Source organism: Microbacterium sp. LWH13-1.2, assembly GCF_038397735.1.
Classification (GTDB): domain Bacteria; phylum Actinomycetota; class Actinomycetes; order Actinomycetales; family Microbacteriaceae; genus Microbacterium.
The window spans coordinates 3,598,258-3,625,032 of the sequence record NZ_CP151635.1 but is presented as its reverse complement, the minus strand read 5'-3'; the positions used below and the strand labels follow the sequence as shown (position 1 = coordinate 3,625,032).

28 protein-coding genes are annotated in these 26,775 nt (G+C 68.2%); 9 read left to right on the top strand and 19 right to left on the bottom strand.

Annotated elements, in window-relative coordinates; genetic code table 11:
- Positions 1-13: 13 nt before the first annotated feature.
- The 4 genes from MRBLWH13_RS17530 to MRBLWH13_RS17515 form a co-directional block, all read right to left on the bottom strand.
- A complete protein-coding gene (locus tag MRBLWH13_RS17530) occupies positions 14-904 on the bottom strand; it encodes a nitrilase-related carbon-nitrogen hydrolase (protein ID WP_341956186.1) in 891 nt (296 codons plus the stop codon).
- Positions 897-2,066, bottom strand: a complete 1,170-nt coding sequence (locus tag MRBLWH13_RS17525; RefSeq protein WP_341956185.1) for a hypothetical protein — start codon at positions 2,064-2,066, stop codon at positions 897-899. Before MRBLWH13_RS17525 ends, MRBLWH13_RS17530 begins: the two co-directional genes overlap by 8 nt.
- Before the next feature lie 30 nt (positions 2,067-2,096).
- Positions 2,097-3,077 (bottom strand): ester cyclase, encoded by a 981-nt coding sequence (locus MRBLWH13_RS17520; RefSeq protein ID WP_341956184.1) that lies wholly within the window; start codon positions 3,075-3,077, stop codon positions 2,097-2,099.
- A 135-nt stretch (positions 3,078-3,212) separates the two neighbouring features.
- A complete protein-coding gene (locus tag MRBLWH13_RS17515; protein WP_341956183.1) occupies positions 3,213-4,214 on the bottom strand; it encodes a LacI family DNA-binding transcriptional regulator in 1,002 nt (333 codons plus the stop codon).
- A gap of 100 nt (positions 4,215-4,314) precedes the next feature.
- Between MRBLWH13_RS17515 and hisD the strand changes: the two genes are divergently transcribed.
- The 3 genes from hisD to MRBLWH13_RS17500 are packed head-to-tail and all read left to right on the top strand — an operon-like array spanning position 4,315 to position 7,141.
- Complete coding sequence (gene hisD, locus MRBLWH13_RS17510; protein WP_341956182.1) at positions 4,315-5,646, top strand: histidinol dehydrogenase; 1,332 nt, start codon at positions 4,315-4,317, stop codon at positions 5,644-5,646.
- Complete coding sequence (locus MRBLWH13_RS17505) at positions 5,643-6,401, top strand: SDR family oxidoreductase (RefSeq protein ID WP_341956181.1); 759 nt, start codon at positions 5,643-5,645, stop codon at positions 6,399-6,401. Before hisD ends, MRBLWH13_RS17505 begins: the two co-directional genes overlap by 4 nt.
- Positions 6,401-7,141: an aldolase/citrate lyase family protein gene (locus MRBLWH13_RS17500; protein WP_341956180.1), complete on the top strand. Its 741-nt coding sequence runs from the start codon at positions 6,401-6,403 to the stop codon at positions 7,139-7,141. Before MRBLWH13_RS17505 ends, MRBLWH13_RS17500 begins: the two co-directional genes overlap by 1 nt.
- Positions 7,142-7,230: 89 nt before the next feature.
- Here the strand turns inward: MRBLWH13_RS17500 and MRBLWH13_RS17495 are convergent, their stop codons facing one another.
- From MRBLWH13_RS17495 to MRBLWH13_RS17460, 8 genes are all read right to left on the bottom strand, one after another.
- Positions 7,231-7,941 carry an alpha/beta fold hydrolase gene (locus MRBLWH13_RS17495; protein WP_341956179.1) on the bottom strand — a complete coding sequence of 237 codons (711 nt, stop codon included), beginning with the start codon at positions 7,939-7,941 and terminating at the stop codon, positions 7,231-7,233.
- Position 7,942: 1 nt separating this feature from the next.
- Entirely contained in the window at positions 7,943-8,851 is a 909-nt protein-coding gene (locus tag MRBLWH13_RS17490; protein ID WP_056375345.1) for a carbohydrate ABC transporter permease, read from the bottom strand.
- Positions 8,848-9,720 (bottom strand): sugar ABC transporter permease, encoded by an 873-nt coding sequence (locus MRBLWH13_RS17485; RefSeq protein WP_042537267.1) that lies wholly within the window; start codon positions 9,718-9,720, stop codon positions 8,848-8,850. The genes MRBLWH13_RS17490 and MRBLWH13_RS17485 overlap by 4 nt, the downstream gene beginning before the upstream one ends.
- 72 nt (positions 9,721-9,792) lie before the next feature.
- Complete coding sequence (locus MRBLWH13_RS17480; protein ID WP_042537269.1) at positions 9,793-11,100, bottom strand: extracellular solute-binding protein; 1,308 nt, start codon at positions 11,098-11,100, stop codon at positions 9,793-9,795.
- 165 nt (positions 11,101-11,265) lie between these two features.
- Positions 11,266-12,489 carry an MFS transporter gene (locus tag MRBLWH13_RS17475; protein ID WP_341956178.1) on the bottom strand — a complete coding sequence of 408 codons (1,224 nt, stop codon included), beginning with the start codon at positions 12,487-12,489 and terminating at the stop codon, positions 11,266-11,268.
- Positions 12,490-12,553: 64 nt separating this feature from the next.
- On the bottom strand, positions 12,554-12,844 hold the full coding sequence (locus tag MRBLWH13_RS17470; RefSeq protein ID WP_341956177.1) for a hypothetical protein: 291 nt from the start codon (positions 12,842-12,844) through the stop codon (positions 12,554-12,556).
- 3 nt (positions 12,845-12,847) lie between these two features.
- Positions 12,848-13,177 carry a hypothetical protein gene (locus MRBLWH13_RS17465; RefSeq protein ID WP_341956176.1) on the bottom strand — a complete coding sequence of 110 codons (330 nt, stop codon included), beginning with the start codon at positions 13,175-13,177 and terminating at the stop codon, positions 12,848-12,850.
- 71 nt (positions 13,178-13,248) lie between these two features.
- Entirely contained in the window at positions 13,249-13,698 is a 450-nt protein-coding gene (locus tag MRBLWH13_RS17460; RefSeq protein WP_341956175.1) for a MarR family transcriptional regulator, read from the bottom strand.
- A 121-nt stretch (positions 13,699-13,819) separates the two neighbouring features.
- Here MRBLWH13_RS17460 and MRBLWH13_RS17455 point away from each other — a divergent pair, with 121 nt between their 5' ends.
- Together MRBLWH13_RS17455 and MRBLWH13_RS17450 are read left to right on the top strand one after the other, a co-directional pair.
- A complete protein-coding gene (locus tag MRBLWH13_RS17455) occupies positions 13,820-14,077 on the top strand; it encodes a hypothetical protein (protein WP_341956174.1) in 258 nt (85 codons plus the stop codon).
- Positions 14,077-14,634, top strand: coding sequence for a MarR family transcriptional regulator (locus MRBLWH13_RS17450; protein WP_341956173.1), 558 nt, complete (start codon positions 14,077-14,079; stop codon positions 14,632-14,634). The genes MRBLWH13_RS17455 and MRBLWH13_RS17450 overlap by 1 nt, the downstream gene beginning before the upstream one ends.
- 45 nt (positions 14,635-14,679) lie before the next feature.
- On the opposite strand, the gene MRBLWH13_RS17445 is transcribed toward MRBLWH13_RS17450, so the two are convergent.
- From MRBLWH13_RS17445 to MRBLWH13_RS17435, 3 genes are all read right to left on the bottom strand, one after another.
- Positions 14,680-16,305: an MFS transporter gene (locus tag MRBLWH13_RS17445; protein ID WP_341956172.1), complete on the bottom strand. Its 1,626-nt coding sequence runs from the start codon at positions 16,303-16,305 to the stop codon at positions 14,680-14,682.
- 100 nt (positions 16,306-16,405) lie between these two features.
- Positions 16,406-16,579, bottom strand: a complete 174-nt coding sequence (locus tag MRBLWH13_RS17440; protein ID WP_082477872.1) for a CsbD family protein — start codon at positions 16,577-16,579, stop codon at positions 16,406-16,408.
- A 79-nt stretch (positions 16,580-16,658) separates the two neighbouring features.
- Positions 16,659-16,943, bottom strand: a complete 285-nt coding sequence (locus MRBLWH13_RS17435; protein ID WP_341956171.1) for a hypothetical protein — start codon at positions 16,941-16,943, stop codon at positions 16,659-16,661.
- Between the two features lie 93 nt (positions 16,944-17,036).
- Here MRBLWH13_RS17435 and MRBLWH13_RS17430 point away from each other — a divergent pair, with 93 nt between their 5' ends.
- Positions 17,037-18,662 (top strand): SDR family oxidoreductase, encoded by a 1,626-nt coding sequence (locus MRBLWH13_RS17430; protein WP_341956170.1) that lies wholly within the window; start codon positions 17,037-17,039, stop codon positions 18,660-18,662.
- A 149-nt stretch (positions 18,663-18,811) separates the two neighbouring features.
- Here MRBLWH13_RS17430 and MRBLWH13_RS17425 read toward each other — a convergent pair whose 3' ends face one another.
- From MRBLWH13_RS17425 to MRBLWH13_RS17415, 3 genes are read right to left on the bottom strand one after another with little or no spacing between them, the layout of a single operon-like run.
- Positions 18,812-20,779, bottom strand: coding sequence for a BCCT family transporter (locus MRBLWH13_RS17425; protein ID WP_341956169.1), 1,968 nt, complete (start codon positions 20,777-20,779; stop codon positions 18,812-18,814).
- Between the two features lie 50 nt (positions 20,780-20,829).
- Complete coding sequence (locus tag MRBLWH13_RS17420; RefSeq protein ID WP_341956168.1) at positions 20,830-22,518, bottom strand: AarF/ABC1/UbiB kinase family protein; 1,689 nt, start codon at positions 22,516-22,518, stop codon at positions 20,830-20,832.
- 24 nt (positions 22,519-22,542) lie between these two features.
- Positions 22,543-23,130, bottom strand: a complete 588-nt coding sequence (locus tag MRBLWH13_RS17415; protein WP_341956167.1) for a PadR family transcriptional regulator — start codon at positions 23,128-23,130, stop codon at positions 22,543-22,545.
- A 145-nt stretch (positions 23,131-23,275) separates the two neighbouring features.
- Between MRBLWH13_RS17415 and MRBLWH13_RS17410 the strand changes: the two genes are divergently transcribed.
- Positions 23,276-24,862: a glycosyltransferase family A protein gene (locus MRBLWH13_RS17410; RefSeq protein WP_341956166.1), complete on the top strand. Its 1,587-nt coding sequence runs from the start codon at positions 23,276-23,278 to the stop codon at positions 24,860-24,862.
- Positions 24,863-24,880: 18 nt separating this feature from the next.
- Here the strand turns inward: MRBLWH13_RS17410 and map are convergent, their stop codons facing one another.
- Positions 24,881-25,651, bottom strand: coding sequence for a type I methionyl aminopeptidase (gene map / locus MRBLWH13_RS17405; protein ID WP_341958344.1), 771 nt, complete (start codon positions 25,649-25,651; stop codon positions 24,881-24,883).
- Positions 25,652-25,730: 79 nt separating this feature from the next.
- Here map and MRBLWH13_RS17400 point away from each other — a divergent pair, with 79 nt between their 5' ends.
- Together MRBLWH13_RS17400 and MRBLWH13_RS17395 are read left to right on the top strand one after the other, a co-directional pair.
- Complete coding sequence (locus MRBLWH13_RS17400) at positions 25,731-26,009, top strand: helix-turn-helix transcriptional regulator (RefSeq protein ID WP_056512766.1); 279 nt, start codon at positions 25,731-25,733, stop codon at positions 26,007-26,009.
- Position 26,010: 1 nt separating this feature from the next.
- Complete coding sequence (locus MRBLWH13_RS17395) at positions 26,011-26,769, top strand: SDR family oxidoreductase (RefSeq protein ID WP_341956165.1); 759 nt, start codon at positions 26,011-26,013, stop codon at positions 26,767-26,769.
- Positions 26,770-26,775 lie beyond the last annotated feature (6 nt).

Below are 26,775 nucleotides of genomic sequence, written 5' to 3'. Positions count from 1 at the left end.
GCCGGATTTCCACTCAGTACAGGTCGGCCCGACGGTCGGCGAACAGGTCGTTGTGCGGCGGTAGCGCCTTGCTGCGCGCGGCGTCGAGCGAAAGAACGGCGGTCGCCCCCATCACGGCGCGGAAGGCGACGATCCAGCCCTGCTCGTCGATGATCGCCGTGCCGTCGGTCCAGTCGACCCCGCGCTCGGCTCCCCACCGGTCGGCGATCACGACCGGCAGTCTCGACGACCGCGCCGACGCCATCGCCTGGATCAGCTCGGGAGCGTGCTCACCCTCAGGGCGAGGCACGAGCGGCCAGTTGACCGGAAGCGCGAGCACATCGGCGCCGGCGAGCGCGAGGCGACGAGGCACCTCGGGGAACTCGTTGTCGTAGCAGAGCGCCACGCCGAGTCGACCGAACGGCGCATCGACCACGACCCCGGCTTCCGCGCCGCTGTCGAAGACCAGCTTCTCGCCGCCCCACAGGTGCGACTTGCGATAGTCGGCGAGACGTCGATCGCGGGTGAGCACGGCGGCGGTGTTGAACAGCAGGTCGCCGTCGCTCTCGGCGTATCCCACCACGACGACGGCATCGTCGGGGATCACCTGCTGCAGCGTCGACCATCGAGGGTCGTCGGCGCTCATCGCCGCACCCCGCGCTTCGTCCTGATCCGTGAACACATAACCGCTCGTGGCGAGCTCCGGCAGCACGATCAGCTGCGCCTCCCGCCGGGCGGCCGCCGATATCGCCGAGCGGATGCGGTCGAGGTTGCCCTCCAGATCGCCGATGACGATCTCGGGCGACAGCGCCGCGACGCGCAGCGCCGCTGTATCCGCCCCACCTGCGTCGTTCGCAGAGAGGGCCGAGGAGTCGCCGAGGCGCGAGGAGCCGGAAGCCCCTCGCGCCCCTGCATTATCAGTCATCTTCGGTGGCGGTGACCATCACTCCGAGCGGGGCCAGGTAGCCGTTGGGGTCGATGGTCCAGTCGGCGGCGGCTGCGGCCTCGACGACCTCGGGAGCCCACTCGAGGTAGACGCGGTCGTCGCCGCCGTTGATGACGAGCACGGTTCCGGTGCCGGTCTCGTCGCCCTCGACGCAGACGTACGAGCGCCAGCTGCCCTCGGGTACCGAGAACGTGTCGCCCGCGCCGAGCGTGACCGCGGTCGACGGGTCGCCGTTGAGGGTGACCTCCCACCGGCCGGTCTTGAACAGCAGCGCCTGCGTCTTGTCGTGGCGGTGACGGAGCACGCCCTGGCCCGCCTCGGCACGCACCCACGCGAGGGTGAACGAGTGCGGCTCGGTCACGTTCGGCACCTGGCGACGGTTCTCGCTCATGCCGTAGCCGATGGCGGTGGCGAGCTCGACCCGGCCGCCGTCGACCGCCGCGCAGAGCAGTGCCGCCGACGAGTACTTGCGGTCACCCGGTTGGATCACACGCGAGCGCATGTCGTCGACCGTGTAGGTCGTGAGCTCGTCGATGTAGTGCTGCTTCATCGGCGTGATCAGCGGCACGTCGTCGGGCAGCACATCGCCCGCGACCGTGTCGATGAGCTTGTTGTCGGCCGTGAGGTGCAGCCCGTAGGACTCGGCCTCGCGCAGCACAGACGGGCCCCAGATGATGCCGCCGTTGTCGTCGCGACCGAGCACCGTGTAGAGGATGCCGTCGTCCGGCCCCTCGTTCGTGAAGCCGCGGAAGATCCAGGTGGGGATCGTGACGATGTCACCGTCGTGGCTGATGTACTCGCCCTGCTTGCCGTCGACGCCCCACCGGAGCCGGAACTCGCCGCCGAGGTTGATGAACACCTCTGCCGTGAAGTGCAGGTGCAGGTTGTTCGAGATGCCGTTCGGCATGCCGGCGGCTCCGGTGTTGAAGCCGTGGTTCACCTCGAGGTTCACGTACTGGCTCGCGTTCTGCGAGACGCCGGCACCGATGAAGGAGTAGTTCTCCTTGCGGTCCGACCCCGGGGTCCGGCAGTCGATGAAGGCCGAGTTGCACGGCACCCAGTCGGTGCGACGGATGGTGCGGCGTTCGATCTCGTCCGCGGGGACGATGACGTCGACCTGGTCGACGATGGCGTTGCTCATTTCTTCTTCTCCCTGTCGATCAGTCGCTGATCAGTAGATGTTGCTGAATGCTGCGGGCTCGTCGCCGCGGACGCCCGCGATCTGAGCGCGCAGGGCGATGTCGTCCCAGAGGCGCACCTCCTTGACGAGGGCTCCCTGGTGGAACGTGAACTGCGAGATGCCGATCAGGTCGATCGGCTTGCCGGTGAGGCTGCCGTAGTTGGGGACGCCGTTGTAGTCGCCGACGAACTTCCACGTGACCGCGACGCGGAGGCCTGCGTACCGCACGTCGTAGTTGGTCTGGATGTCGCGGATCTCGAACTGCCCAGCGGGGAACGACTCGAGGAAGCGCAGCAGCGCGCGGCGGTAGCCCTCGGGGCGGATGACGACGCGGTTGCCCACCGTCAGCAGCACGAGGTCGCGGTGGAAGAACTTCTCGACCTTCTGCAGGTCGCGCTCGTTCCACACCGTCTGGATCATGTCGATCACGGTCTCGACCTCGGAGCGGTAGTCGTCGGGCCGCACGCCCGAGTCGCCCTTCGCGATCGGATCGGCGGGTGCCGACTCGAGCCACGAGCCCGAGTAGCCACGGAAGGCCTGCGCACGGGCCAGCTCATCGAGGTCGTCGCCGCGCTCGAGCGCCCCGGCGAGCGAATCGCGCACGACCCATTCCTCGACCATGCGGCCCTTGCGGTAGAGGCAGTTGGCGATGGTGCGGCTGTGGGATGACGTCTGCAGATGACCCGAGAGCACGAGGTGCGAGCTGAGGAACGCGTCGTCGCCGCGTGCCTCCCAGATGACGTCCTCCGCCTGCCCGGTGCGATCGGGGGTCGCCGAGATGCGCATGAGCGTTCCCTCGATGACCTCCTGCCGCGTGGTCGAGGTGCCGTAGGCGCCGTGCACGATCGAGTCGGGCTCGTAGTTTTCACGGATGAAGCTGATCGACCGATCGACCCAGATCAGATCGGTGACCTCACGGATGAAGTCGTCGGGGTCTTGGTACGGCAGGTAAGCAACCGGGTCGAGAGACACGCTTTTCACTCCTTCAGGATGCGAAGCTGCGGTTCATCGGTGATCGCTGGCTCCGTCTTCGTCAGTGTATGCGTATGCACAAACCAGCGCAAGAGAAGATCCAGCGCACACGGTGATCATCGCCGAGCGGCGGGGTCAGCCGGCGTGCGGGGCCGCGAGAGTGCGCCGCGGCACGAAAGCGGATTCGAACCGCGTCTTCTCGAGTGCGGCGTCCGGGTCCTCGATGCGACGCACGATGAGGTCTGCGGCGGCGCGCGCCATGCCGGCGATGTCGTATCCGATCGTGGCCAGGTCGATGATGGGCCAGGCAGCCTCGGGCAGATCGTCGAAGCCGAGGACCGAGAGGTCCTCCGGCACACGCAGACCCGCGCGGTGGGCGGCGTTGAGCGCCCCGTATGCGACCACGTCGTTGCCGCAGAACAGGAGGGTCGGGCGGTCCGCTCCGGCGAGGATCTCGGATGCCGCCGCCTCACCCTCAGCTGCTCCGTACGGAACCCGCCGCACATCGCTCTCGTGCAGCGTCACGCCCTCGGCGACGAGGGCGTCGCGCAAGGCCGCCTCCCGGCTCTGCGCCGTGCTGGTGTTGCTCGGTCCGAGCACCGCTCCCACGCGCGTGTGACCGAGCTCGACCGCCCGCCGGACAGCGTCGCGATAGCCCGGCGCGGGATCGACGACGGTGGCATCCGCCTCGACGAACGAGCCGGTGCGATTGAAGTACACGAACGGCAGGCCGCGGTCCTTCAGGCGCAACGGTGCGACGGACTCGACCGTGGTGGTCGCGAGGATCACGCCGTCGAGACCGTTGGCGAGCAGCCGTTCGACGATCGTGTCGTTGTCGGCCGACTCGGTGTGCAGCATCAGCTGGTAGCCGAGGGTCTCGAGCTCCCGGTGCACCGGGGCGATGATGTGCGAGTAGAACTGGTTGTCGAGATCGGTCAGCAGCAGGCCGATGCGCCGGGTTCGACCCGACGACAGGGCACGCCCCGCCTCGCTCGGCACGTAGCCCAGCAGCTGGGCCGCTTCGCGCACCCGGAGCTTCGTCGCCTCGGACACCCGCGCATCGTCGCGCAGCGCCCGAGACACCGTCGGCTGCGAGACACCCGCCAAGCGGGCCACATCACGACTCGTGACGACCATCTGGCGCCTCCCCCTCGATCTCACGGATTCTACTGCTCTTGACGCCCGAATGCATACGCGGTCATAATCAGCACATACGTATGCAACGGAAGGAAGGGCCATGCCCCTGCATCTCAAGACCGCGCCGACGAAGACGTTCGCGGACACCGCTCAGCAGGACGTCGCCGAGCGGGTGAGGGGAATCATCGGCGACATCCGCGAGAACGGCGACGTCGCCGTGCGTCGGTATGCCGAGCAGTTCGACAACTGGAGTCGCGACTCGTACCGACTCTCCGATGAGGAGATCACGGAGATCATCGGCACGCTCGATGCACAGGTGATCACCGACATCGAGTTCGTGCAGAGCCAGGTGCGCCGTTTCGCGCAGGCGCAGCGCGATTCACTGGTCGACATCGAGGTCGAGACCCTTCCGGGGGTGTTCCTCGGCCAGAAGCACGTGCCCGTGCAGGCTGCGGGGGCATACATCCCCGGAGGCAAGTACCCGCTGACGGCGTCCGCGCACATGACGATCATCACGGCCAAGGTGGCGGGGGTCCCTCGGGTCGTCGCGTGCACCCCGCCGATCCGCGGCGAGATCCCCGCGGCGACCGTGGCCGCGATGAAGATGGCCGGCGCCGACGAGATCTACATCCTCGGCGGAGTGCAGGCCGTGGCCGCGATGGCCGTGGGCACCGACTCGATCGAGCCCGTCAACATGATCGCCGGGCCCGGCAACGCCTACGTCGCCGAGGCCAAGCGCCAGCTGTTCGGCGAGGTCGGCATCGACCTGTTCGCCGGCCCCACCGAGATCCTCATCGTCGCCGACGAGCACGCCGACCCGTTCTTCACCGCGGTCGACCTGCTCTCTCAGGCCGAGCACGGACCCGACTCGCCCGCCGTGCTCGTCACGACGTCGCAGGCGCTGGCCGAAGAGGTCATGGACTGGATCGAGAAGATCCTTCCCGGCATGCCCACGCGCGACTACGCGGGTCCGGCCTGGCGCGACTGGGGTCAGGTGATCGTCGCCGACGACCTCGACGAGGCCTATCGGATCGCCGACGACTTTGCCTTCGAGCACGTGCAGATCTTCACCCAGAACCCTCGCGAGGCTCTGACGAAGATGCACGACTACGGCGCGCTGTTCCTCGGCGAGAACACCTGCGTCTCCTACGGCGACAAGGTGATCGGCACCAACCACGTGCTGCCGACGCTCGGCGCTGCCCGGTACACGGGCGGGCTCTGGGTCGGCAAGTATCTGCGCACCGTGACGTATCAGGAAGTGCAGAACACCGAGTCGTCGGCCGAGCTCGGCGCCGTCTGCGGGCGCGCTGCCCGGGTCGAGCTGTTCGAGGGCCACGCCCGCTCGGGTGACGCCCGTGCCTGGCGTCATGCCGGCACCGAGTTCGCGTGGATCGACGAGAGCCACGCGGCGGTCGGCGCGGCGGCGCGATGACCGACCTCGCCGGTCGCACTGCGGTGGTCACCGGCGGCGGCAGCGGACTCGGGGCGGCCATCGCCCGGGCGCTGCACGCCGCCGGCGCGCAGGTGGTCGTCGTCGGGAGGGATGCCGAGAAGCTCGACCGCGTCGTCGCCGAGCTGGGCTCGCGTGCTCGCGCCCTCACGTGCGACGTGGCCGACGCGGCATCCGTCGATGCGCTGCACGAACAGCTCGTCGGCACCGAGGTGTCGATCCTGGTGAACAACGCCGGCGTCCCCGGCCCTGTCGCGGCTCTCACCGACATCGATGCCGCGGACTGGGACGAGGTGTTCGCCGTGAACGTGCGGGGCACATTCCTGCTCTGCAAGGCGCTGCTGCCCGGCATGGTCGAGCGCGGAGACGGCGACGTCATCAACGTCGCATCCGTCTCGGGCAAGCGACCGCTCGCGCACCGCACCCCGTACTGCGCCTCGAAGATGGCCGTGATCGGACTCACCTCGACCCTCGCGTTCGAGGTCGGTCCAGCCGGAGTGCGCGTGAACTCACTGTCACCGGGGCCGGTGCAGGGACCGCGCATGGAGCGCAACTTCCGCCTCGAGGCCGAGAGATCGGGCACCAGCATCGACGACGCGGAGCAGGCGTTCGTCTCTCGTGCAGCCCTCGGTCGCATGGTGACGGAGCAGGAGGTCGGCGCCGCGGTCATCGCGATGCTCGCGATGCCGGGCATGTGCGGCGCCGACATCGACCTCTCGGCCGGGATGGTGGCTTGATGCCGTCGCTGCGCGCCCGCGCGCTCGCCGGCGAGAAGCTGATCGGCGCGCTGCTGCGCATGCCGTCGGAAGAGCTCGTCGAGATGCTCGCCGTCGCCGAGTTCGACTTCGTCCTGATCGACTGCGAGCACGGGCCGGCCGACCTCGTCGCGTTGCGCCAGCACATCGCGCTCGCGCAGGTGCACGACGTACCGGTCATCGTGCGCGTCGGCGAGGGCGATCGGGGTCAGATCCTCCGGGTGCTCGATCAGGGAGCCGAGGGCATCCTGGCTCCGCACCTCGACACGACTGCGGATGCCGAGGCGCTGGTCGCCGCGGCGATGTATCCCCCGGTCGGGTCGCGTGGTTTCGCGACGTACAGCCGGGCAGGGCGCTTCGGTCTGGTCGACCCCGCCGACCACCGCGAGTGGTGGCTCGACAACACGCTCGTGCTCGGCATGGTCGAGTCTCCGGGCGGGGTCGCGAACGTCGACGACATCGTCGCGGTGCCGCGACTCGACGGCATCATGGTCGGGCCCGCCGATCTCGCCGCCAGCTCCGGCCCCGACGATCAGCCGGTGCCCGAGGCGATCGCCGCGGTGCACTCTGCTCTCGCACGGGCCGGTTCGCTGCGCATGGACATCGTCGGCACCCGGGATGCGGCGAGCGCGGCGTTCGCCGACGGCGCCGACCTCGTGGTCTACAACCTCGCATCGTCGCTCATGGCGCATCTGCGCGGCCTGGCGACGCCCGAGCGCTGAGCCCGCCGCCGCATCCCCACCCTTCGGGCCTCGCGGCTCCATCCCGACCCTTCGGGAGGCCGCGCGACGGCGCCCGAGCGTCTGTCGGCTCAGATGCGGAGGTGCGAGCGCCACGACCGCACGAGTCCACCGAATTCCCGCGGCCTCTCGAGCGGCAGCAGGTGGCCGGCATCCAGAGACACGAGCCGTGCGTCCGGCATCGCCGACACGATCTCGGTGTGGAAGCGCGGCGGGCAGATGACGTCGTCGAGTCCTGAGACGACGAGCGTCGGCATGGTCAGTCCGCCGAGTCGCGACAGCAGATCGGCGCGTGTGAGCTGCATCCGCAGCTGAGCCCGCAGCCGCTCGGCCCCGGTCTCCTCGCCCATGCGCAGCGTGCGCTCCACGAGGTCGGGACGATCTCGCACGACGTTCTCTCCGAGCAGAGGCTGGAGGATGCTGTCCTGCAGCGCTCGCGGCTCAGCACCACCTTCGAGAGCATCCAGCCAGCTCGTCCAGCCGGAGCGCTGCGCATCGGTCGGCGCCTTGGCGTTGGTCGACACGAGGCAGAGCCCCGCGACACGCGTCGAAGCGGCGAGCGCGAGCGCCATGCCGACGATGCCGCCGAGCGAGTGCCCGACCACGATGAACGAATCGGGCAGCTCGTCGAGCAGCGCATCGACCTGCCCCGAGACGGTGGGGCGATCCAGCACCGGCCGGATCGCCCCACCTGCTCCCCCTCCGAAACCGCCGTCCTCCCATAGATCGGCGGTGCAGTTCATGCCGGCCAGCAGCACGAGCGGCGGCACCGCGACCGCCATGTCAGCCCTTCACAGCGCCGTCGCTGAGGCCGGCGACGAGGTACTTCTGCGCGATGAACGCGATCACGAACACCGGGATCGTGAGCAGCATGGATGCGGCTCCCGCCTGTTGCAGCATCGGCAGGGTCTGCCCGAGCTGGGTGGCGATGAACACCGGCACGGTCTTCGACGAGGTGTCGGTGAGCACGAGCGCCGTGAGGTACTCCTGGAACGCGAACAGGAAGACGAAGATACCGGCCGTCAGGATGCCGGGGCCCATCAGCGGGATCATCACCCTGCGCAGCATCCCGATCCTGGTGCATCCGTCGATCATGGCGGCCTCGTCGAGCTCCCGGGGGATCTCGGCGAAGAAGTTGCGCAGCAGCCAGATCGTGAACGGCTGGTTGATCGCGACGAGGGCGATCGCCAACGCGAACGTCGTGTCGTAGATGCCGAGCGCCCTGCTGATGTCGTACATCGGCAGCACGACCGAGAAGCGCGGGAGCGCCCGGAAGATCAGGGCGAGCACCAGCAGCAGCGCCGAAACATAGCTCGGGAACCTCGAGAGCGCGTACGCCGCGGGGATGCCGATGACCAGCGCGAGCACGGTCGAGACGACGGCGACCACGAGGGTGTTGACGAGGTAGTCCGCGAAGTAGGTCGTCTCCCACAGGTTGACGAAGGCCTGCAGCGTGGGCTCGTAGTCCCAGAACACCGGCGGGTTCGAGAACGCGACGTCTGTGGGCTTCGTGACCGACAGCGCCATCCAGATGAACGGGCTGAGCATCACGATGCAGAGGATGCCGAGCAGCAGTCCGGTGACGACCGGGGGGCGGTTCGGTCCGCGCCGCTTGCGCTTCGATGCGCCGCTGGTGATGATCGCCCGGGTGGAGAGCTCGGAGTCGGAGAGCTCGGAGGTCGTGAGGCTCATCGTTCTGCCTTCGCTTCCTTGAAGATGCCCCGGATGAACGGGATCAGCATGATGAGGATGAGGACGATGGTGAGCACGTTGATCGCGCTGCCGAGGCCGAGGTTCTGTGCGCCGTCGGCGAAGGCGACCGAGTAGACGTAGAGCATGATCGACTCGTTGCCGATCGACTGCGCCTGCGGCGACAGGGGGATCAGGTTGTCGAACATCCTCAGTACGTCCATGATCGTGATCAGCGTCACGAACCCGAGCACCCCGCGAATGGTCGGGATGATCACGCTGATGTGGGTCTGGAAGGCGTTCGCTCCGTCGATCTTCGCGGCTTCCTTCAGTTCGTTCGGCACCCCCTGCAGCCCCGCCAGGATGATCAGCATCGCGAACGGGAGCATCGACCAGACAGTGTTCGCGATCACGAGGATCGCGTTGGGAACCTGGTCGGTGAACCAGAGCACCTGGGTGCCGCCCATCAACCCGATGAACCGGTTGACGACGCCGCCGAAGCTGTCGTCGAACAGCCACGAGAACGCCACAGCCCCCACGAGGTTGGGCAGCACATACGAGACGAGCAGGATGCCGAGTACCAGCGGACGGGACGTCGTGATCCTGTTGACGCCTGTCGCGATGATGTACCCGAACACGAGCAGGATCACGGTCGTGATGACCGTGACGATCACGGTGAAGGCGACCGCCCGGTGGAAGCGCGGATCAGTCAGCGCGTAGACGAAGTTGTCGAGCCCGACGAACGATCCGGGTGAGCCGTAGCGGACCTGCTCGAAGCTCCACTGCACCGTGCGCACCAGGGGGAGCACGAGGAGCGCCCCCATCACCAGCAGGCTCGGTGCGAAGAGCAACCAGAACTCGCGTGTCTTCATAAGCGTCCTCCCTTGGACGAGCTGTGGCCTGAACTCGCGCTCAGGCCACAGCCGCGGACCGGCGGTCCTGGATCAGCCGACGAAGGACTCGCCGGTTGCCTGCATCTGCGCCAGCCCGTCGTCGACGGAGACGTTGCCGTTGAGGATCTCGACGAGGATCGGGCGGATCTCGTTCGTCAGGTCGGCCAGCACCGGCGACACGATCGGCGGCATCGCCGAGGCGATCGAGTCGTTGGCGGCGGCGCCGTACGGCGAGTTCTCTTCGGTGACCATCCCCTCGCGGGCCGGGTAGGCCGCCGGAACGGATGCCGTCGACGCGTCTTCGCTGACGGCCGAGGCCATCATCTGGAAGAGCATGTCGTGGTCGAGCTTCGTGTTGAACGGAATCGACCATCCGTCGATCGACAGGCGGTTGTAGGAGTAGTCGGCGTCAGTCGTGAGCTTGGGCGCCCCCGCGAAGCCGAACGAGTCGGAGAGCTTCGAGTTCTCCGGCAGCGTCAGGTCGATCATCCGGCCCGAGAACATGATCGACATGGCCGCAGTGCCGTTGAACATCTGCTGCTGCACCTTGGGCTGGTCGAAGGTCGTGACCTGCGGATCCATGTACGGCTTGAGCGCGAGCATCGCCTCGACGGCTTGCTTGGCCTCGGGGCCGTCGAGCGTCACGTCGCCGTCGGCGTTCACGAAGTCGGCGCCGAGCGAGTTCATCGCGGCCTGGAAACCGGTGGAGACGTCGCTCGTCGCGAGCCACGGCAGCGCGATCGGGTAGTCCATGAGCCCCTCGGCCTGGATCGCCTCGGCGGCGGAGATCATCTCGTCGAAGGTGGTCGGCACCTCGAGCCCCAGGTCGTCGAAGACATCCGTGCGGTATGCCATGACGAACATCTGCGCCTGCATCGGGATGGCGTAGATGTCGCCGTCGTACGACATGCCCTCCACCATCGACTCGCTGATCTCGCCCAGACCGTAGTCGTCGGCATACTTGTCCCAGAGGTCGTTCAGCGGAACGAGCTTCTTCTCTTCGGCAAAGCCCGGGATGACGAATCCGTAGGTTTCGAGGATGTCGTAGGTGCCCGAGTCGCCGGCGAGCGTCGCCGTGGTCTTGGTCACCTGCCCGCCGAAGTCGATCGGGTCGTGCTTCAGCGTCACGTCGTCGTTCGAACAGCTCGACACCATGGTGTCGGTGAACGGGTCGATCGCCGAGGAGTTGTAGGCGAGGACGTTGACCGTGGTCTTGCCCTCCGGAGCCGTGTAGTCACACGACACCGTTGTCGAGTTCGCGTTGTCGGTGCGGGTCCCGGCGCCGCAGCTGGAGAGGGCGATCATGCCCACCGCTGCGAGGGCGAGTACCGGCAGTGCCCGATGCTTGATATGTCCCATGACGCTGATGGTATACGTATGCAACGGACTTAGGGAAGCCTATATTCCAGGAATTCTTGAGGATTGAATACGTATACTGCGAAAACTCGCGGCCCGCTGCGGGAAGACGCTCTCGGCACCACTCTAGAGGCCTCTGTCGACCTCCTCGGCCGCCGGCCCCAAGCCCTACTCCCGGACCTTGCGCTTGTCGAGCACGCCGGCGAGCAGCACCGCGACGAGTGCCGCGACCGGCGCCACGATCAACCCCGCCCGGAGGCTCTCGGTGTCGGCGATGAATCCGACGAACGGTGGCGAGAGCAGGAAGCCGAGCCGCAGCAGCCACGACACGATCGTGAGGCCCGTGCCCGGCTTCAGTCCAGGCAGCTCGTCGGCGGCATGCATGGCCGCGGGGATGAGCGTCGCGATGCCGAAGCCGACCGCCGCGAAGCCCGCGATGGTTCCGGGCACGCTCGGGAAGATCAGGGCGAGGGTCATACCGCCCGCGGCGATCAGACCGCCGACCCTGGCGACCGCCCGCTGGCCGAAGCGGTCGGTCATGCCGTCGCCCAGCATCCGTCCGATGAACTGCGCGCCGACCAGGGCGATGAAGCCGAGCGGTGCGATCGCGGCCGCGGCGCCGAGCGACTCGCTGAGGTACAGCGTGGCCCACGAGTTTCCGGCATCCTCGGCGATCGCACCCGCCATCGCGATGAGCGTGAGGGCGATGACCATCATCACGATGCGCGGGCTCACGCCGCGGCGCACCGCGGTCTGCAGCTCGACGGGTTCGGCGGTGGCCTCGGCATCCGCCTCTTCGTCGCGGCCGGGCAGGCCGAACCAGAGCGCGGTGAACGCCACGGCGGCGAATACCGCGGTCGAGATGCCGAGGTGCACGCCGAGGGGCAGCTGCAGTGCGATCGCGACGGCGGCCATTCCGCCGCCGAGCACCGCGCCGATCGACCAGATCGCGTGGAACGAGTTGATGATCGAGCGTCCGTAGCGGCGCTGCACGCGCAAGCCGTGCGCGTTCTGCGCGACGTCGGTGATCGCATCGGACGCTCCGCCGAGCAGCAGCGCGACGGCGAAGAGGATGCCGGAGGGCGCGACGGCGGCGGCGAGCAGACCGAGCCCGGTGGCGATCGTGCCGAACACGGCGATGCGCGCCGAGCCGAACCGACGGATCAGCACTGCGGCGAGGAGGCCGGCGGCGATCGCTCCGGCGGGGAACGCCGCGATCGCGAGACCGTAACCGACGTTGTCGAGACCGAGTGCGGATTTGATCTCGGGGTAGCGCGGAAGGATGTTGGCGAACAGCGCGCCGTTCGTCAGGAACAGCGCCGAGACGGCGATGCGCGCACGTCGGGAAGCCCGATCCGGTGCCGGTCGTCGAATCGATTCGATCGAAGTCATAGCAACGACCGTACACGCCCATCGGCATCGTCTGGAAATCGCACCGAGCCTCAGCCGAGGGGACTCAGTTCAGCTGCGGCTCAACCTCGGGAGCGGTCACCGCGCTCGATGCAGCCGCGGCCACAGCGACCTTCGCCGCATCGAGCTCGTCGAACATTCCGAGGAAGTCCGATTGCGGGCCGAAGGCGCGGAACCCCTCGAGAGGCGTTCCGGCGATGGAGCCGAGGAACTGGCGTCGATCATTTCCGACATGGAAGCCGGGGTCGACCTCGACCCAGAGTCCGCCTGACCGGGACGCCGAGCGCGCACGCACGCCGGCGACGGCCTTCGCCGCTTTTCTGATCCGAGCTGACATGGGTCACGCACTCATCGCATGGAGCGTGCGAGCACCGACCGCGGAGGCGGCGAACTCCTCACGCGTGACGTCGAGACCGCCGGATGAGCTCGCGGCGTTCATCATCGCGACCACCAGAGGGCGATCGATCGCCGCCTCGTCTTCGATCGCGAATCGCAGCGGGATCGAAGCATGGAGCCAAAGCGTCTCAGCCACGCCGCTTCGCAGAGGAAGCGTCAGCGGGAAGGACTCATTGCGCCGGAGCTTCGTCACGATCACGAGCCTCAGGTGCGTGAGCAGCGCGTCGTCGACCTCGATCGGCGCTGCGGTGTTTCCATACGTCAGGTAACCCATGATCACTCCTCAAGCGAAATACTGCTTGAAAGATAGATTACTAGGTTACCTAGCTAAATCCCAGTCGGAAGTTAAGGCAGGTCGCCGATCTCTTCGGCGAGCCGGCGGAGGAAACGCGTCACAGCCTCGGTCTGCTCCGGCGTGAACTCGCTCGCGAGAGACTCGATGCGCTGCGTGAGCTCATCGGCCGGTGAGTGCAGATCCCGCAGCGACGGGCGCAGAACCTTCGACCGGGCATCGGCCGGGTGCGGGGCGATGACGATCTGCCCACGCTCCTGCAGTCGACGCAGCAGGCTCGTGATCGCCGCAGTGCTCACGTTCAAATGAGCGGCGAGGCCGCCCGGCGTGGCCGGCGCGTCCGAGGGAGCATCCGCGATGAACCGCATCGCCTCGCGATCGGTGTCATTCGGCGCGCGCATGGCCGCCAGCCGACGCCCCAACTGCGCCTCGGCGCGACGAAGCTCATCGACGCGCGCGACGAGTTCGGTAGTCGTGGTCTGCAGCTCGGTCCTGCTTGCCATGTGTCACCCCCTGACGCTCCCATGATACTCGATGAAAAGGTAACCAGGCTGGCTAGCGAAATCCAATGCGACCAGGGACTCTGTTCGGGTGCGAAGATGGATGTCTGCGGGAAGGGAAGCCATGGTCGAGCGATTCACACTCGAGGATGCGGGGTACATCATGTACGCCGACATGCTCGATCGCCTGCGGGAACGCTTCCCGTCCGTCCCTACGTGGCGCCTCGACCAGATCGTCTCCGCCGAGCATGACGCCATCACCGGCGGCATCCTGCAGATCGTTCCCGCAGAGGTCGAATCCGGCGCGATCGAGATGCTCTCCCGCGAGGCCGACGAACGCGCGACCGACGACGCACGCAGCGACGATGGCGAGGTGGCGTGATGGAGAAGCCTGAGGAGTTCGGCCGCTCCGGCTACTGGTACCCCGATTCGAGCACCGCCAGCACGGTCGACGTGCTGAACATGCTGCGTCGCTACCGCGCGGCCGAGACCGCCATGCGCGCCCGCACCCGGGTGTCGATGGGCATGAACGAGACCGATCTGGTGGCACTGCGCTTCCTGCTGCGCGAACAGCGGGCCGGTCGCATCGTGCGCCCGATCGACATCGCCCGCATGCTCGACATCTCGACCGCTTCGACGACGACTCTGATCGACCGGCTCGAGAAGGGCGGTCACGCGAAGCGCGAGCCGCACCCGACCGACCGCCGTGCCGGCGTCGTCGTGCCGACCGTCAGCAGCGACGACGAGGTGCGCGAGACCCTCGGGGCGATGCACCGCCGGATGCTCGCGCTCGTCGATGAGATGAGCGACAAGGAGCGCGGCATCGTCACGCACTTCCTCGCGGGCATGACGTCGGCGATCGAAGAGGCATCCGACCTCGATCAGGAGCTGCGCGACGTCATCCGCTCGCACGAAGAGTCGGAGTCCTCCGGCGAGTGACTGCCGAGGGCCGGCCGCGAATCGGCCGACCACTCGACAGGTCGATCAGGCCTTCTCGGCCTGACCCTCGCCCTGCTCGTCTGCGCGCGAGGCCTGCCCGGCCACCGCATCGTGCTCCGCCTGCGCGGCCAGTTCGGCCACGTACTCCGCGTTCTCGAGGCGCTCGGGGAAGAGCTCGTCGAGGTCCAGGTCGGGGTTCTCCTCCTGCGTCTCGACCAACTCGACGGCCTCTTCGTGCGTCTGCACGCTCGGCATCGCACCCGGCAACGGCCTGCGTGCCGACTCCTTGAGCACGACCACGGCGATGAAGCCGGCGATCGAGGTGCCGATGACGTAGAACGCCGGCGCGAGCGACGACCCGGTCAGCTGCACGAGCGCCTCCATCACCACCGGAGCCGTACCCGCGAACAGCGCGACCGCGAGGTTGTACGAGATGCCCATGCCGCCGTAGCGGGATGACGTGGGGAAGAGCGCCGGCAGTGACGACGCGAGGTTCGCGACGTAGAACGTGACCGGGAACGCGAGCAGCACGAGGCCCAGCAGAGTCGACCAGATCTCGCCGTGCATCATGAACAGGAACGACGGCACGGCCAGCACGATCGCCGAGATCGAGCCGATGAACAGGACCCTCTTGCGTCCGATGCGGTCGGACAGCTTGCCGGTGAGCGGAATGCAGAGGGCCATCGCCACGAGCACCGGGAGCGTGAGCAGCGTGCCGTGCACCTCGTCGTAGCCGAGGGTTCCGGTCAGGTACGTCGGCATGTAGGAGGTGAGGGCGTAGCCGACCGTGTTCGCGGCAGCGACGAGAACGAAGGCCGTGAGCAGCTCGCGCCAGTACGCGCGGATCAGCGCGATGACGCCCTTCGGGGCGTCGACCGCTTCCTTCGCGTCGTCGGCCGCGCGCTGGGCGGCATCCTGCGCCTCCTGGAAGGCGGGGGTGTCTTCGATCTTGAGCCGGAAGTAGATCGCGATCAGTCCGAGCGGCAGGGCGACGAGGAACGGGATGCGCCAGGCGAAGCCCTGCATGACCTCGGCCGAGAGCGTGAGCTGCAGGATCGACACGAATGCGGCGCCGATCGCGAAGCCCATGTACGAGCCGAGGTCGAGCAGAGAGGCGTAGAAGCCGCGGCGCTTGTCGGGCGCGTATTCGGTGATGAACGTCGTGGCACCGGCATACTCGCCGCCCGTCGAGAAGCCCTGCGCGAGCTTGAGGACGATCAGCAGGATGGGCGCCCAGACGCCGATCACCGAGAAGTCGGGAAGGACACCGATGAGGAACGTCGCCGCGGCCATCATGATGAGCGTGAATGCGAGCACGCGCTGGCGACCCATGCGGTCGCCGAGCTGGCCGAGCACGATGCCGCCGAGCGGACGCGCGACGAACGTCACGGCGAAGACGCCGAGCGAGAAGAGCGACTGCGCACCGGCCGATGCGTCGGGCAGGAACGCGCGCCCGATGATCACGGCGAGGTAGCCGTAGACGCCGATGTCGTACCACTCCATGAGGTTGCCGACCACGGTGCCCGCGACGGCGCGGCGGAGCATCGGACGGTCGACCACCGTGACGTCTTCGACGGTCAGGCGCCGCAGTTCATCCCCCTTGGCCGGTCGCAGGCGACGGAGCAGTCGCTGCCACAGGGTCAGGTTCTCGGTCTTCAGTGGATCGGACATGCAGTCATCTTCTCTCTCGTGCCGGATCTGCCTCGTAGGCCGGGCCGGACAGACGACGGGGAGGCGGCTGTCGCCGCCTCCCCGCACTGTGTGGCTGTTCTCAGCTGTTGAACGCGTCCTTGACGTTCTCGCCGGCCTTCTTGACGTTGGCCTTCGCCTGGTCGGCGCGGCCCTCCGCCTCAAGCTTCTCGTTGTCGGTCACCTTGCCGGCGGCCTCCTTCGCCTTGCCGGCGAGGTCCTGAGCGGCGTTCTTGATCTTGTCATCGAGTCCCATGGGGGATCCTTTCTCTCATCAGCGGTGGTCTTCAGTTGGTCTGGTGGTCTTCAGTCGGTCCACGACTTCGGCTCTGCGCTCACAGCGGGAGCGAGAGGATCTGGGCGATCAGGGGCAGCGTCGCGGCGGCGATCAGGGCGATCAGACCGACGATGCCTGCGGCCTGCCAGAGCGGAGCGCGCGACGAGGAAGCCTGCGCGAACGAAACGCGTGACGAGGAAGCAGCGACGCGGTCGATGCCTGTGCGCCTGCCCACGGCCTCGCGGGCCGACAGCGGGGCGAGGGCGACCGACGATGCCTCGGGGCTCACGATCCGGCGCGCTCGGAGATCGCGGCGCGTGGGGGCTTCTGCTGCTGTCGTCATGGCGTCACACCTTCCTCCGCACAAAGATTACTAGGTGAACTAGTGAATTGTCACCCTAGCGAAATATTCAGGCATTCCGCTTACGCTCAACACATGACCGAGCTCACCCAGCCCACCGGGCACGAAGAGGCCCTGCGCGCACTCCCCCGCGAGGACGGATCGGCGCCCCGCGCGCTCGTCCTCGGAGCCACCGGATACATCGGTGGCCGCCTCACCCCGCGCCTGCTGAACGCCGGATATCGGGTGCGAACGCTCGCGAGGGACGCCGCACGCGCGGCATCCTTCCCCTGGGGCTCGGAGTGCGAGATCGTCGAGGGCTCGGCCGATGACGCGGATGCCGTGGCCGAAGCCATGAAGGATGTCGATGTCGTCTACTACCTGATCCACTCGATGACCGCCGGCAAGGGGTTCGAAGACAGCGACGAGCGCGCGGCGACGACGGTGGCGGGTGCCGCGGCCGCTGCCGGCGTGCACCGCATCGTCTACCTGGGCGGACTGCATCCCGAAGACGCGAAGCTCTCCCCTCACCTGCGCTCCCGGGTGCGCGTGGGCGAGATCTTCCTCGAATCCGGCGTGCCGTCGCTGGTGCTGCAGGCCGGTGTCGTGATCGGCTCGGGGTCTGCATCGTTCGAGATGATCCGCCACCTCACCGACGTGCTGCCGTACATGCCGGCGCCGAAGTGGGTGCGCAACCGCATCCAGCCGATCGCCGTGCGCGACGTGCTGCACTACCTGCTCGGAGCTGCACGGGTGGATGCCGACGTGAACCGCGCGGTCGACATCGGCGGCCCCGACGTGCTGCGATACGGCCAGATGATGAACGGGTACGCGCTCGAAGCGGGTCTTCGTCAGCGTGCCATCGCGGCTCTGCCCGTACTGACCCCCGGCCTGGCGTCGCACTGGGTGAACCTGGTGACGCCGGTTCCGCGATCGATCGCTCGTCCGCTCGTCGCGTCGCTGCAGAACGAGTGCATCGTGAAGGACCACGCGGTCGACGACCTGATCCCGAAGCCCGAGGGCGGACTGACGCCCTACCGCAAGGCCGTGTCGATGGCGCTGGGCCGACTCGACGCCGACACGATCGAGACGAGCTGGCAGGATGCCGAGGTCTCTGGCGCCCCGAGCGATCCGCTGCCGAGCGACCCCGACTGGGCCGGGCGCACCGTCTTCACCGACACCCGCAAGCTGAAGACCGCCGCGCCGGTCGACGGGCTGTGGCGCGTGATCATCGGCATCGGCGGGTCGAACGGCTGGTACTCGTCGAAGTTCCTGTGGGCGGTGCGCGGGTGGATGGACCGCCTCGTCGGCGGCGTCGGGCTTCGCCGCGGGCGCCGCAGCAAAGTCGAGGCCCGGGTCGGCGACGCGATCGACTTCTGGCGCGTCGAGGCCGTCGAGGAGCCCGGGCGCAAGACGGACGACTCCCCCGCGAGCGGCGGGCTGCTGCGCCTGCGCGCCGAGATGAAGGTGCCGGGCGAGGCGTGGCTCGAGCTGCGGGCACTGCCGGACGGCGACGGGTCACGCTACGAGCAGCGCGCCGTGTTCTTCCCGCGTGGACTCGCCGGCCGCCTGTACTGGCTCGGTGTGCTGCCGTTCCACGGGTTCATCTTCGCGGGCATGGCCGCCCGGATCACCGACGCAGCGGCCCTTCCGGTCGAGACGGTCGCGCCCGGGACGGACGATGCGTCCGGTGCGGATTCCGAGGCGGCCGCCGTCGCCTGAACCGCACCGGCCGTCCGCCCGCCGCGCGGGGTCACTTTCGCACCGCAATTCCACGCGGGGTCACTTTCGCACCGCAATCAGCCGATTCGGATGCGTAACTGGCCCCGCACCGGGCCGAAACCCATGCGGGGCCACTCGCGCACCCGACGTCAGGACGGGCGCTCGGCGAGTCCCGCGGGGTCGGCGCCGGGATCGGCGTCCGCACCGGCACCGGGATCGGCATCCGCCCCGGCGTCCGGGATGATGTCGATCGCCTCGGTCGCGGTCGCGTAGACCTCGGCGAGGCTGTCGTCGACGTCGGCTTCGTCGATCCAGGCGAGGTCGTCTTCGGAGTGGTCGTATTCGACCGGCACGAGGGCGAAGTCGTCGCCGTACTCCTCGAGCCCCGCCATGACGCTGTGGCGCACGGCCATCCGGGCATAGCGGTCGCGCAGGATCAGCGGATCACGCCGGAGGTCCTTCATGAACGCGACCATCATGAACGTCATGATCACCGCGAACGGCAGGGCGGCGATGATGGTGACGTTCTGCAGCGACTTCAGGCCGCTGCCCTCTTCGCCGGTGACGAGCAGCACCGCGGCGATGACTCCGACCAGCACACCCCAGACGACCGCGACCCAGCGCGACGGCTCGGGCCGCCCCTGCTGCGACAGCGTGCCCATCACGAGGGATGCGGAATCCGCCCCGGTGATGAAGAAGATCGCGATCAGCAGGATGAGCACGATGCTGGTGATCAGCGGGAACGGCAGGTTCTCGAGCACGCCGAAGAGGACTTCCTCAGGCGGATCGACCGTGAGGTTCGCGCCGTCCATCTGCTGCTGGATGGCCGTGGTCCCGAAGATCGCGAACCAGATGAGCGAGATGACGGCGGGCACGACGATGACGACCGACACGAACTGGCGGAGCGTGCGGCCGCGCGAGATCTTGGCGATGAACATGCCGACGAACGGCGACCACGAGATCCACCACGCCCAGTAGAAGATCGTCCAGCTCGACAGGAACATCTGCGCCTCGTCGCCCTGTGAGGCCGAGCGGGCGACCATCTCGGGCAGGTCGCCGAGGAACTGCACGGCGACCGAGGGGATGACGTTGAGGATCAGCAGCGTCGGACCGACGAAGAACACGAAGAACGCGAGCAGCAGGGCCACGACCGCGTTGATGTTCGACAGCGCGCGGATGCCCTTGGAGACACCCGACACGGCGGAGGCGATGAAGCAGGCGGTGAGCACGGCGATCGCGGCGATGAGCACGCCGTTGCCGAGCTCGCCGATGCCGCTGACGATCTCGACGCCGTGGCCGATCTGCAGGGCGCCGAGACCGAGCGAGGCCGCGGTGCCGAACAGCGTCACGATGATCGAGAAGACGTCGATCGTGCGGCCGAGGGGTCCGGTCGTGCGACCCTCGCCGAGCAGCGGCGCGAAGATCGACGAGATCAGCGGAGTGCGTCCGCGGCGGAAGGCGCCGTACGCGATCGCGCCACCGACGAGCGCGTAGAACGCCCAGGCCTGCGGGCCCCAGTGGTAGAGCACCTGCGCCTGCGCGGTGTGCATCGCGTCGAGAGTGTTCGCCTCGACGGTGCCGGGCGGCGGGTTCTCGAAGAAGGTGAGCGGCTCGGCGGCGCCCCAGAAGACGAGGCCGATGCCCATGCCGGCGGCGAACAGCATCGAGATCCACGAGAACATCGAGAACTCCGGCTCTTCGTCGTCTCGGCCGAGGGGAATGCGTCCATAGCGACTGAAGCCGATGAACAGCATGAAGACGAGGATGACGGTGGCGATCGTCGTGAAGAAGAAGCCGAAGTACTCCACGACCCATGCGAGCACGGTGGACGTCGTGCCCGAGAGGTTGTCACCCGCGAACACGCCCCACGCGATGAACGCGACGGTCAGTGCGACGGCGATGCCGAAGACGAGCGGGTCGGTGCGGTAGGTGCGGCCCGTCTCTTCGACCGCGACACCGGGAACGAGCGCCGGATGCACGCCGCGCGGCGGCACGGCGGCGATGTCACGGACGATCTTCTGGGCGGTCTCGGTGGCCTTCGCGGCCTGCCGGACAGCGGCGGTGGTGGTCTTCGGAGCGTCGTTCCTCGGGGGCGTCTTATCGTCCGGAGTGTCCATGAGAACCCATTCTCCCATGCCGGCATTCTGCGGCCGGGGTGGGAGGACCGTCAGCGCAGGCGGCGCCCGCCGAAGACCGCGTGCAGCAGGGGCAGGGCCGAGACGCAGAGGAGGGTGATGCCGAGCGGTGGGATGGAGGGGACGAGCAGCGCCCCGCCGACGAGCATCGCCGCGAAGAGCACGCCGGATCCGATGCGGCGGGCGATGCCCTCGAGCCGGTCGAGGCGACGCTCGAGGCGCGAGGTGTCGAACGTGACATTGCCGTCGTCGACGCGGGTGATGATCGCGTCGATCCGCTTGGGAAGACGGTAGGTGACGGCCGCGGTCTCCATGGCCTGCTGCGCCATCTCCTGCATGAGGTTGCCGGACTCGTCGCGCAGCAGACGCCCGGCGTAGGGTTCGGCGGCATCCCACACGTTGAAGGTGGGGTCGAGGCTCGAGCACATGCCCGAGGTCAGCGAGACGGCGCGGATCAGCAGCAGCATGTTCTCGGGCAGCTGCAGCGGGAGCGAGCGCACCATGTCGCCGAACTCGTCGGCGAAGTCCGTGAACTCCTTCGGGTCGACCTTGCTCAGCTCGGCGAAGCCCATGCCGCCGAAACGGGCGAACAGCGCCCGGAGAGCGCGTTCGAGTTCGGCGGTGTCGGCCGACGGCAGCAGCACGCCGATCTCCTGCGCAGCGGCCACGAGCCCCTTGCTGTCACGGCCGGCGACCGCGATGAGCAGCGTGCGCAATCCGTCGCGGAGGCTGGCCGGCACCTCGGCCATCATGCCGAAGTCGATGAAGGTGAGTCGGAAGTTCCGGCCGGTGGTGGATGCGGGCTCCGGCGTCACGAAGATGTTGCCGGGGTGCGGGTCGGCGTGCACGAAGCTGTGCGTGAACACCTGGTCGAACATCACCTCGGCGAACACGTCGGCGACCTCCGACGGATCGATGTCCGCTGCGCGCAGAGCATCCGTGTCGTTGATCTTGATGGCCGTGACGTCCGACAGGGTGAGCACGCGGCGGGTCGAACGCTCCCAGACGATCTCGGGGGCGCTGACGCGCGCATCCTCGGCGAAGTTCTCGCGGAACCGCTCGGCACTGGCCGCCTCGTGCAGGTAGTCGATCTCCTCGAGGCTCGTCTGCGCGAACTCCTCGACGAGACCGGGGGCGTCGACGCGGTCGGCGACCAGGCGCACGCGGGTCAGCCAGCGGGCCACGCGGCGGAGAGCCGCGAGGTCGACCGCGACGATCTCGTCGATGCCGGGGCGCTGCACCTTGACGACCACGCTGCCGAGTCCGGTGTCGACGGCATCCTGGGCTGCGAGACGGGCTCGATGCGCCTGCCCCAGGGATGCCGCGGCCACCGGCGTCTCGTCGAACCAGGCGTAGGCCTGTTCGAGCGGCATACCGAGCTCGGCCTCGGCGGCAGCGCGGATGCCGGAGAACGGCACGGACGGAACCTCGTCCTGCAGGCCCTCGAGCTCTTTCGTGATCTCGGGCGGCAGCACGTCGAGGCGCGACGACATGAACTGGCCGACCTTGATCATGAGGCCGCCGAGCTCGACCGCGAGCAGGTGGAAGCGCTTCGCGAAGCGCTGCATGCGCGGCGCTCGGGTGCGCTCCGAGACGGAGCTCAGACCGAACTTCGGCAGAACGAGCTCGAACCACCAGATCTTGAGGAATTCACGCGCCGCGAACGAGAGGATGCGGCGGTACCGGGCACGATGGGCGCCCTGCGCCGCAGCATCCGTCATGTGTCGTCCCTGGGTCGTGTGCGATCAGTCCTGAGCGAGGATCGAGTACAGCCTACGGCGGGCGTCGTCGAGGATCTCGACCGCCTGCTGCACCTGCTCGGTGCTGCCGCTGCGACCGACGGCTGCGGCGGCGGCCGCGAGGTCGACACCGGCCTTGGGCAGTGCGCTGTAGCGGGGGTTGTCGTGCGAGCCCTCGCCCTTCGACTGCGACTCCCACGGGGCGGGGGTCTCGGTGTGCTCGGACGCGACAGCGCGACCGGCCTCGGTGAGCGAGTAGGTCTTGCGTCCGTTCTGCTCCTCGGCCTCGATGAGTCCTTCGTCGGCGAGCAGCTGCAGCGTGGGGTAGACCGAGCCTGCGCTCGGCTTCCACGAGCCGCCGCTGCGATCGGCGATCTCGTTGATGATCTGGTAGCCGTGCATCGGCTTCTCGGTGAGGAGCGAGAGCACCGCGGTGCGGACGTCGCCCTTCGCCATGCGCGAGCCGCCGCTGGGGCGCTGCTCGAACGTCTTGCGGAGCTGGTCCATGGCATCGAAGATCGCGGATGCGGGGCCGCCGGGGCCCGCGCCGAAGCCGGATCCGCCGAACGGGTTAGAGGGGAATGCGTTGTTCATGGTGACCTCCCGGAAGTGGTGAGCGATAGTCAACGATATATCGTTAAGGCTGAGTATGAGGTGGGAGTTCGGGCTCCTCTGCATGCACGCGCGCCTGAGCGCAAGCCCCGTGCGCCGCATAGCTCTCAGTGTTTGACTTCCGTCGATGTCGAATTCTCCTGCCGTTCAGCCCGCGTCCACCTCGATCCGAGTGAGCGTGGTCGTCCCCGTGTTCAAGCCGGGTGCGGCATTCGACGAACTCATCGCCTCGCTCGACGCCCAGACGCTCGATCACTCACGCTTCGAGGTGCTGCTGTGCGACGACGGGTCGGGCGAGGAGACCGCAGCACGGCTGGTCGAGGTCGCCCGTGATCGGGACTACCTGCATGTGGCGTTCCTGCCGCATTCCGGGTGGCCGGGCACGCCCCGCAACCACGGGATCGACGAGGCGCGAGGGACGTACATCCAGTTCGTCGATCAGGATGACTGGCTCTACCCCGGGGCGCTCGAGGCACTGTGCGACTACGCCGACCAGCACGGCTCCGACGTCATGGTCGGCAAGGAGGTCGGGATCGGGCGCCGACTGCCGAGCCGGATCTTCCGTCGCGATGTGCCCCAGGCACGGCTCGGCGAGGATCCGCTGCTCGAGATGCTCACGCCGCACAAGATGTTCCGCACGTCGTTCCTGCGCGAGAACCGCATCCGCTTCCCCGAGGGCAAGGTGCGTCTCGAGGACCACCTGTTCGTCATGCGCGCGTACTTCGAGGCGTCGACCATCTCGATCCTCGCGAGCCAGCCCTGCTACGCCTGGGTCAAGCACGCGGGCAGCGCGAGCTCGTCGCGGATCGACCCCGAGACGTACTTCCCGCACCTCGAGGCCGTGCTCGACCTGGTCGAGCGGTACACCGAGCCCGGGCGACTGCGCGATCGACTGCTGCGGCACTGGTTCCGCGGCAAGATCCTGAAGCGACTGACGGGCAAGAAGTTCCTCGGGTATCCCGACGAGTATCGCGAGCGGCTGCTCGACGTGGTCGGGCCGCTCGCGCAGCGTCGGTTCGGACCGGGCGTCGACGGCGGGCTCGCGTTCCCGAACCGGATCAGGGCGGCGCTGCTGCGGGCCGACCGCCGTGCGGATCTCGTGACATTCGCGCGATTCGAGGTCGAGACGACCTGCCGCGCCGTCGTGACCTCGGCGCGATGGTCGCGGGGTGGCGGACTCTATCTGACGGTCGCCGTGTCGATCACCCGCGATGGACAGGATGCTCTCGTCGTCGAACCAGGCACCGGCGTGCTGACGTCTCTCCCCGTGGCGATGGACGGCCTGCCCACCGGACTGCTCGAAGCCGGGCGCGAGCTGCAGAACGACCGGGTCGAACTCGTGCTGCGCGATAAGGCTGCGGGGCTCGAGCGCCGCGTGGCGCGCGTGAAGCCGCGCGACCTCGACTCTGTCGCTCTCGCGATCGATCCGCTGAAGGTGTTCGGCCCCGATGACGAGTCGCGCGGCGCGAGGCTGTTCGTGAGCGTGCGGCGGGCCGGATGGACGTTCGACGTTCCCCTCACGGCGGATGCGGCGACGCTCGCCGCCGCAGGACGCTCGCCGTTGCTCGCCGGTCGCACCTGCACTCCGGTCGCGGGGCGCGGCGGCGCGGTCGAGCTGCGTCGCCAGTGGCCCGGTGGGCGGTTGAAGGATCTCGCCGGCCGCGCGGTGCGCCGGGTGCGGGGCGGCTCGCGGAGTGCGTCGCGCCGGAAGTGAGCCTGTGCCGACTCGTCCTCAGCGCGGGAGCGTGAGGATCTCCGCGCCGTCTTCGGTGATCGCGATCGTGTGCTCGGTGTGGGCGGTGCGGCAGCCGGTGGCGCTGCGCAGAGTCCAGCCGTCGTCGTCAGTGATCAGCTCGTCGGTGTCGGCCATGACCCACGGTTCGAGGGCGAGCAGCAGGCCGGGGCGCAGCTTGTAGCCACGGCCGGGGCGTCCGTCGTTCGCGACGTGAGGGTCCTGGTGCATGGTCGAGCCGATGCCGTGGCCGCCGAACTCGAGGTTGATCGGGTATCCCGCGCTGCTGAGCACCGCGCCGATCGCGTGCGAGAGGTCGCCGATGCGGGCACCGGGACGGGCGACGGCGATGGCCGCGGCGAGCGCCCGCTCGGTCGTGTCGATCATCGCGAGATCGGCGGATGCTGCGCTCTCACCGACCACGAAGCTGATGGCGGCATCGGCCGAGATCCCCCGCAGCGTGACGGCGAGGTCGAGCGTGAGCAGGTCGCCGTCGGCGAGGGCGTAGTCGTGCGGCATCCCGTGCAGCACCGCGTCGTTCACGGCGGTGCAGACGTAGTGTCCGAAGGGTCCGCGGCCGAACGACGGGGCGTAGCCGACGTAGCAGGATTCGGCTCCGGCATCCTCGATCATCTGCTTCGTCCAGCGGTCGAGATCGAGCAGGTTCACGCCGACGGTCGCGCGCTCCTTCAGGGACTGCAGGATGCCGCCGACGAGCGCCCCGGCATCCCTCGCCCTGGCCAGTTCGTCGCTGGTGAGGATCTCGATCATGGTGCTCTCCGCATCCGGCATCGTGGTCATTCCAATAACTATCCCGGTAATACTATCCCGGGATTAGAATCGGCACATGATGGTTCGGATGCCGCTCACCCCTGCCGAGGTCGAACGAGGCGAGCGTCTCGGCGCCCTGCTGCGGCGAGCGCGTGGCGAGCGGTCGATGCTGAGCGTCGCTCTCGACGCCGGGGTCTCGCCCGAGACCCTGCGCAAGATCGAGTCGGGTCGCGTGGCGACTCCCGCGTTCTCGACGATCGCGGCGATCGCGGGCGTGCTGCACCTCTCGCTCGATTCGGTGTGGGCGGAGATCGAGCCGCCGGTACGCACGATCGGACGAGTGCAGGTCGCGTCCTGAGATGGCGAATGCACTGATCACGGGCAGTTCGCGGGGAATCGGCCGCGCTGTCGCCCAGGCGTTCGCCCGCCGAGGCGATCGGGTCGTCGTGCACTACGGCCGGGATCGCGCCGCTGCCGAGGAGACACTCGCCTCGCTCGACGGTTCGGGGCATGCTCTCGTGGGCGGCGACCTGGGTGATCCGGCTGAGGCGCAGCGCGTGGTCGAGGAGGCCATCGCCGCGCTGGGCTCGCTCGAGATCCTGGTGAACAACGCGGCGGTCGCGCCGAGTGCGGCGAATGAGCATCGCGTCGACTCGACGTCGTACGCCGAGTGGCAGGCCGCGTGGTCTGCGATGGTCTCGGTGAACCTGCTCGGAGCGTCGAACGTGACGATGCTGGTGGCACAGCACATGATCGAGCGCGGTGCCGGTGGAGCGATCGTCAACGTCGGCTCCCGTGGTGCATTCCGCGGCGAGGCCGATCACCCCGCGTATGCCGCGACGAAGGCGGGGCTGCAGGCGTTCGGCCAGTCGATGGCCCTGGTGCTCGCCCCTCACGGCATCTCAGTCACGTCGGTCGCACCGGGAATGGTCGCGACCGAGCGCCAGTCGGCGAAGCTCGAGGGAGAGCAGGGCGACAGCATCCGCGGGCAGAGTCCGTTCGGTCGGGTGGGCACTCCCGAAGAGGTGGCGGATGCCGTCGCCTACCTCACATCACCCACGGCCGCGTGGGCCTCGGGTACGGTGCTCGACCTCAACGGGGCGTCGTACTTCCGCTGAGCCCCG

What these genes read in the sequence shown, in the direction of transcription:
- MRBLWH13_RS17530 (WP_341956186.1), bottom strand. Translation starts at nt 904, where the DNA reads ATGACTGATAATGCAGGGGCGCGAGGGGCTTCCGGCTCCTCGCGCCTC.
- MRBLWH13_RS17525 (WP_341956185.1), bottom strand. Translation starts at nt 2,066, where the DNA reads ATGAGCAACGCCATCGTCGACCAGGTCGACGTCATCGTCCCCGCGGAC.
- MRBLWH13_RS17515 (WP_341956183.1), bottom strand. Translation starts at nt 4,214, where the DNA reads ATGGTCGTCACGAGTCGTGATGTGGCCCGCTTGGCGGGTGTCTCGCAG.
- hisD (WP_341956182.1), top strand. Translation starts at nt 4,315, where the DNA reads ATGCCCCTGCATCTCAAGACCGCGCCGACGAAGACGTTCGCGGACACC.
- MRBLWH13_RS17505 (WP_341956181.1), top strand. Translation starts at nt 5,643, where the DNA reads ATGACCGACCTCGCCGGTCGCACTGCGGTGGTCACCGGCGGCGGCAGC.
- MRBLWH13_RS17500 (WP_341956180.1), top strand. Translation starts at nt 6,401, where the DNA reads ATGCCGTCGCTGCGCGCCCGCGCGCTCGCCGGCGAGAAGCTGATCGGC.
- MRBLWH13_RS17495 (WP_341956179.1), bottom strand. Translation starts at nt 7,941, where the DNA reads ATGGCGGTCGCGGTGCCGCCGCTCGTGCTGCTGGCCGGCATGAACTGC.
- MRBLWH13_RS17490 (WP_056375345.1), bottom strand. Translation starts at nt 8,851, where the DNA reads ATGAGCCTCACGACCTCCGAGCTCTCCGACTCCGAGCTCTCCACCCGG.
- MRBLWH13_RS17485 (WP_042537267.1), bottom strand. Translation starts at nt 9,720, where the DNA reads ATGAAGACACGCGAGTTCTGGTTGCTCTTCGCACCGAGCCTGCTGGTG.
- MRBLWH13_RS17480 (WP_042537269.1), bottom strand. Translation starts at nt 11,100, where the DNA reads ATGGGACATATCAAGCATCGGGCACTGCCGGTACTCGCCCTCGCAGCG.
- MRBLWH13_RS17475 (WP_341956178.1), bottom strand. Translation starts at nt 12,489, where the DNA reads ATGACTTCGATCGAATCGATTCGACGACCGGCACCGGATCGGGCTTCC.
- MRBLWH13_RS17470 (WP_341956177.1), bottom strand. Translation starts at nt 12,844, where the DNA reads ATGTCAGCTCGGATCAGAAAAGCGGCGAAGGCCGTCGCCGGCGTGCGT.
- MRBLWH13_RS17465 (WP_341956176.1), bottom strand. Translation starts at nt 13,177, where the DNA reads ATGGGTTACCTGACGTATGGAAACACCGCAGCGCCGATCGAGGTCGAC.
- MRBLWH13_RS17460 (WP_341956175.1), bottom strand. Translation starts at nt 13,698, where the DNA reads ATGGCAAGCAGGACCGAGCTGCAGACCACGACTACCGAACTCGTCGCG.
- MRBLWH13_RS17455 (WP_341956174.1), top strand. Translation starts at nt 13,820, where the DNA reads ATGGTCGAGCGATTCACACTCGAGGATGCGGGGTACATCATGTACGCC.
- MRBLWH13_RS17450 (WP_341956173.1), top strand. Translation starts at nt 14,077, where the DNA reads ATGGAGAAGCCTGAGGAGTTCGGCCGCTCCGGCTACTGGTACCCCGAT.
- MRBLWH13_RS17445 (WP_341956172.1), bottom strand. Translation starts at nt 16,305, where the DNA reads ATGTCCGATCCACTGAAGACCGAGAACCTGACCCTGTGGCAGCGACTG.
- MRBLWH13_RS17440 (WP_082477872.1), bottom strand. Translation starts at nt 16,579, where the DNA reads ATGGGACTCGATGACAAGATCAAGAACGCCGCTCAGGACCTCGCCGGC.
- MRBLWH13_RS17435 (WP_341956171.1), bottom strand. Translation starts at nt 16,943, where the DNA reads ATGACGACAGCAGCAGAAGCCCCCACGCGCCGCGATCTCCGAGCGCGC.
- MRBLWH13_RS17430 (WP_341956170.1), top strand. Translation starts at nt 17,037, where the DNA reads ATGACCGAGCTCACCCAGCCCACCGGGCACGAAGAGGCCCTGCGCGCA.
- MRBLWH13_RS17425 (WP_341956169.1), bottom strand. Translation starts at nt 20,779, where the DNA reads ATGGACACTCCGGACGATAAGACGCCCCCGAGGAACGACGCTCCGAAG.
- MRBLWH13_RS17420 (WP_341956168.1), bottom strand. Translation starts at nt 22,518, where the DNA reads ATGACGGATGCTGCGGCGCAGGGCGCCCATCGTGCCCGGTACCGCCGC.
- MRBLWH13_RS17415 (WP_341956167.1), bottom strand. Translation starts at nt 23,130, where the DNA reads ATGAACAACGCATTCCCCTCTAACCCGTTCGGCGGATCCGGCTTCGGC.
- MRBLWH13_RS17410 (WP_341956166.1), top strand. Translation starts at nt 23,276, where the DNA reads ATGTCGAATTCTCCTGCCGTTCAGCCCGCGTCCACCTCGATCCGAGTG.
- map (WP_341958344.1), bottom strand. Translation starts at nt 25,651, where the DNA reads ATGATCGAGATCCTCACCAGCGACGAACTGGCCAGGGCGAGGGATGCC.
- MRBLWH13_RS17400 (WP_056512766.1), top strand. Translation starts at nt 25,731, where the DNA reads ATGGTTCGGATGCCGCTCACCCCTGCCGAGGTCGAACGAGGCGAGCGT.
- MRBLWH13_RS17395 (WP_341956165.1), top strand. Translation starts at nt 26,011, where the DNA reads ATGGCGAATGCACTGATCACGGGCAGTTCGCGGGGAATCGGCCGCGCT.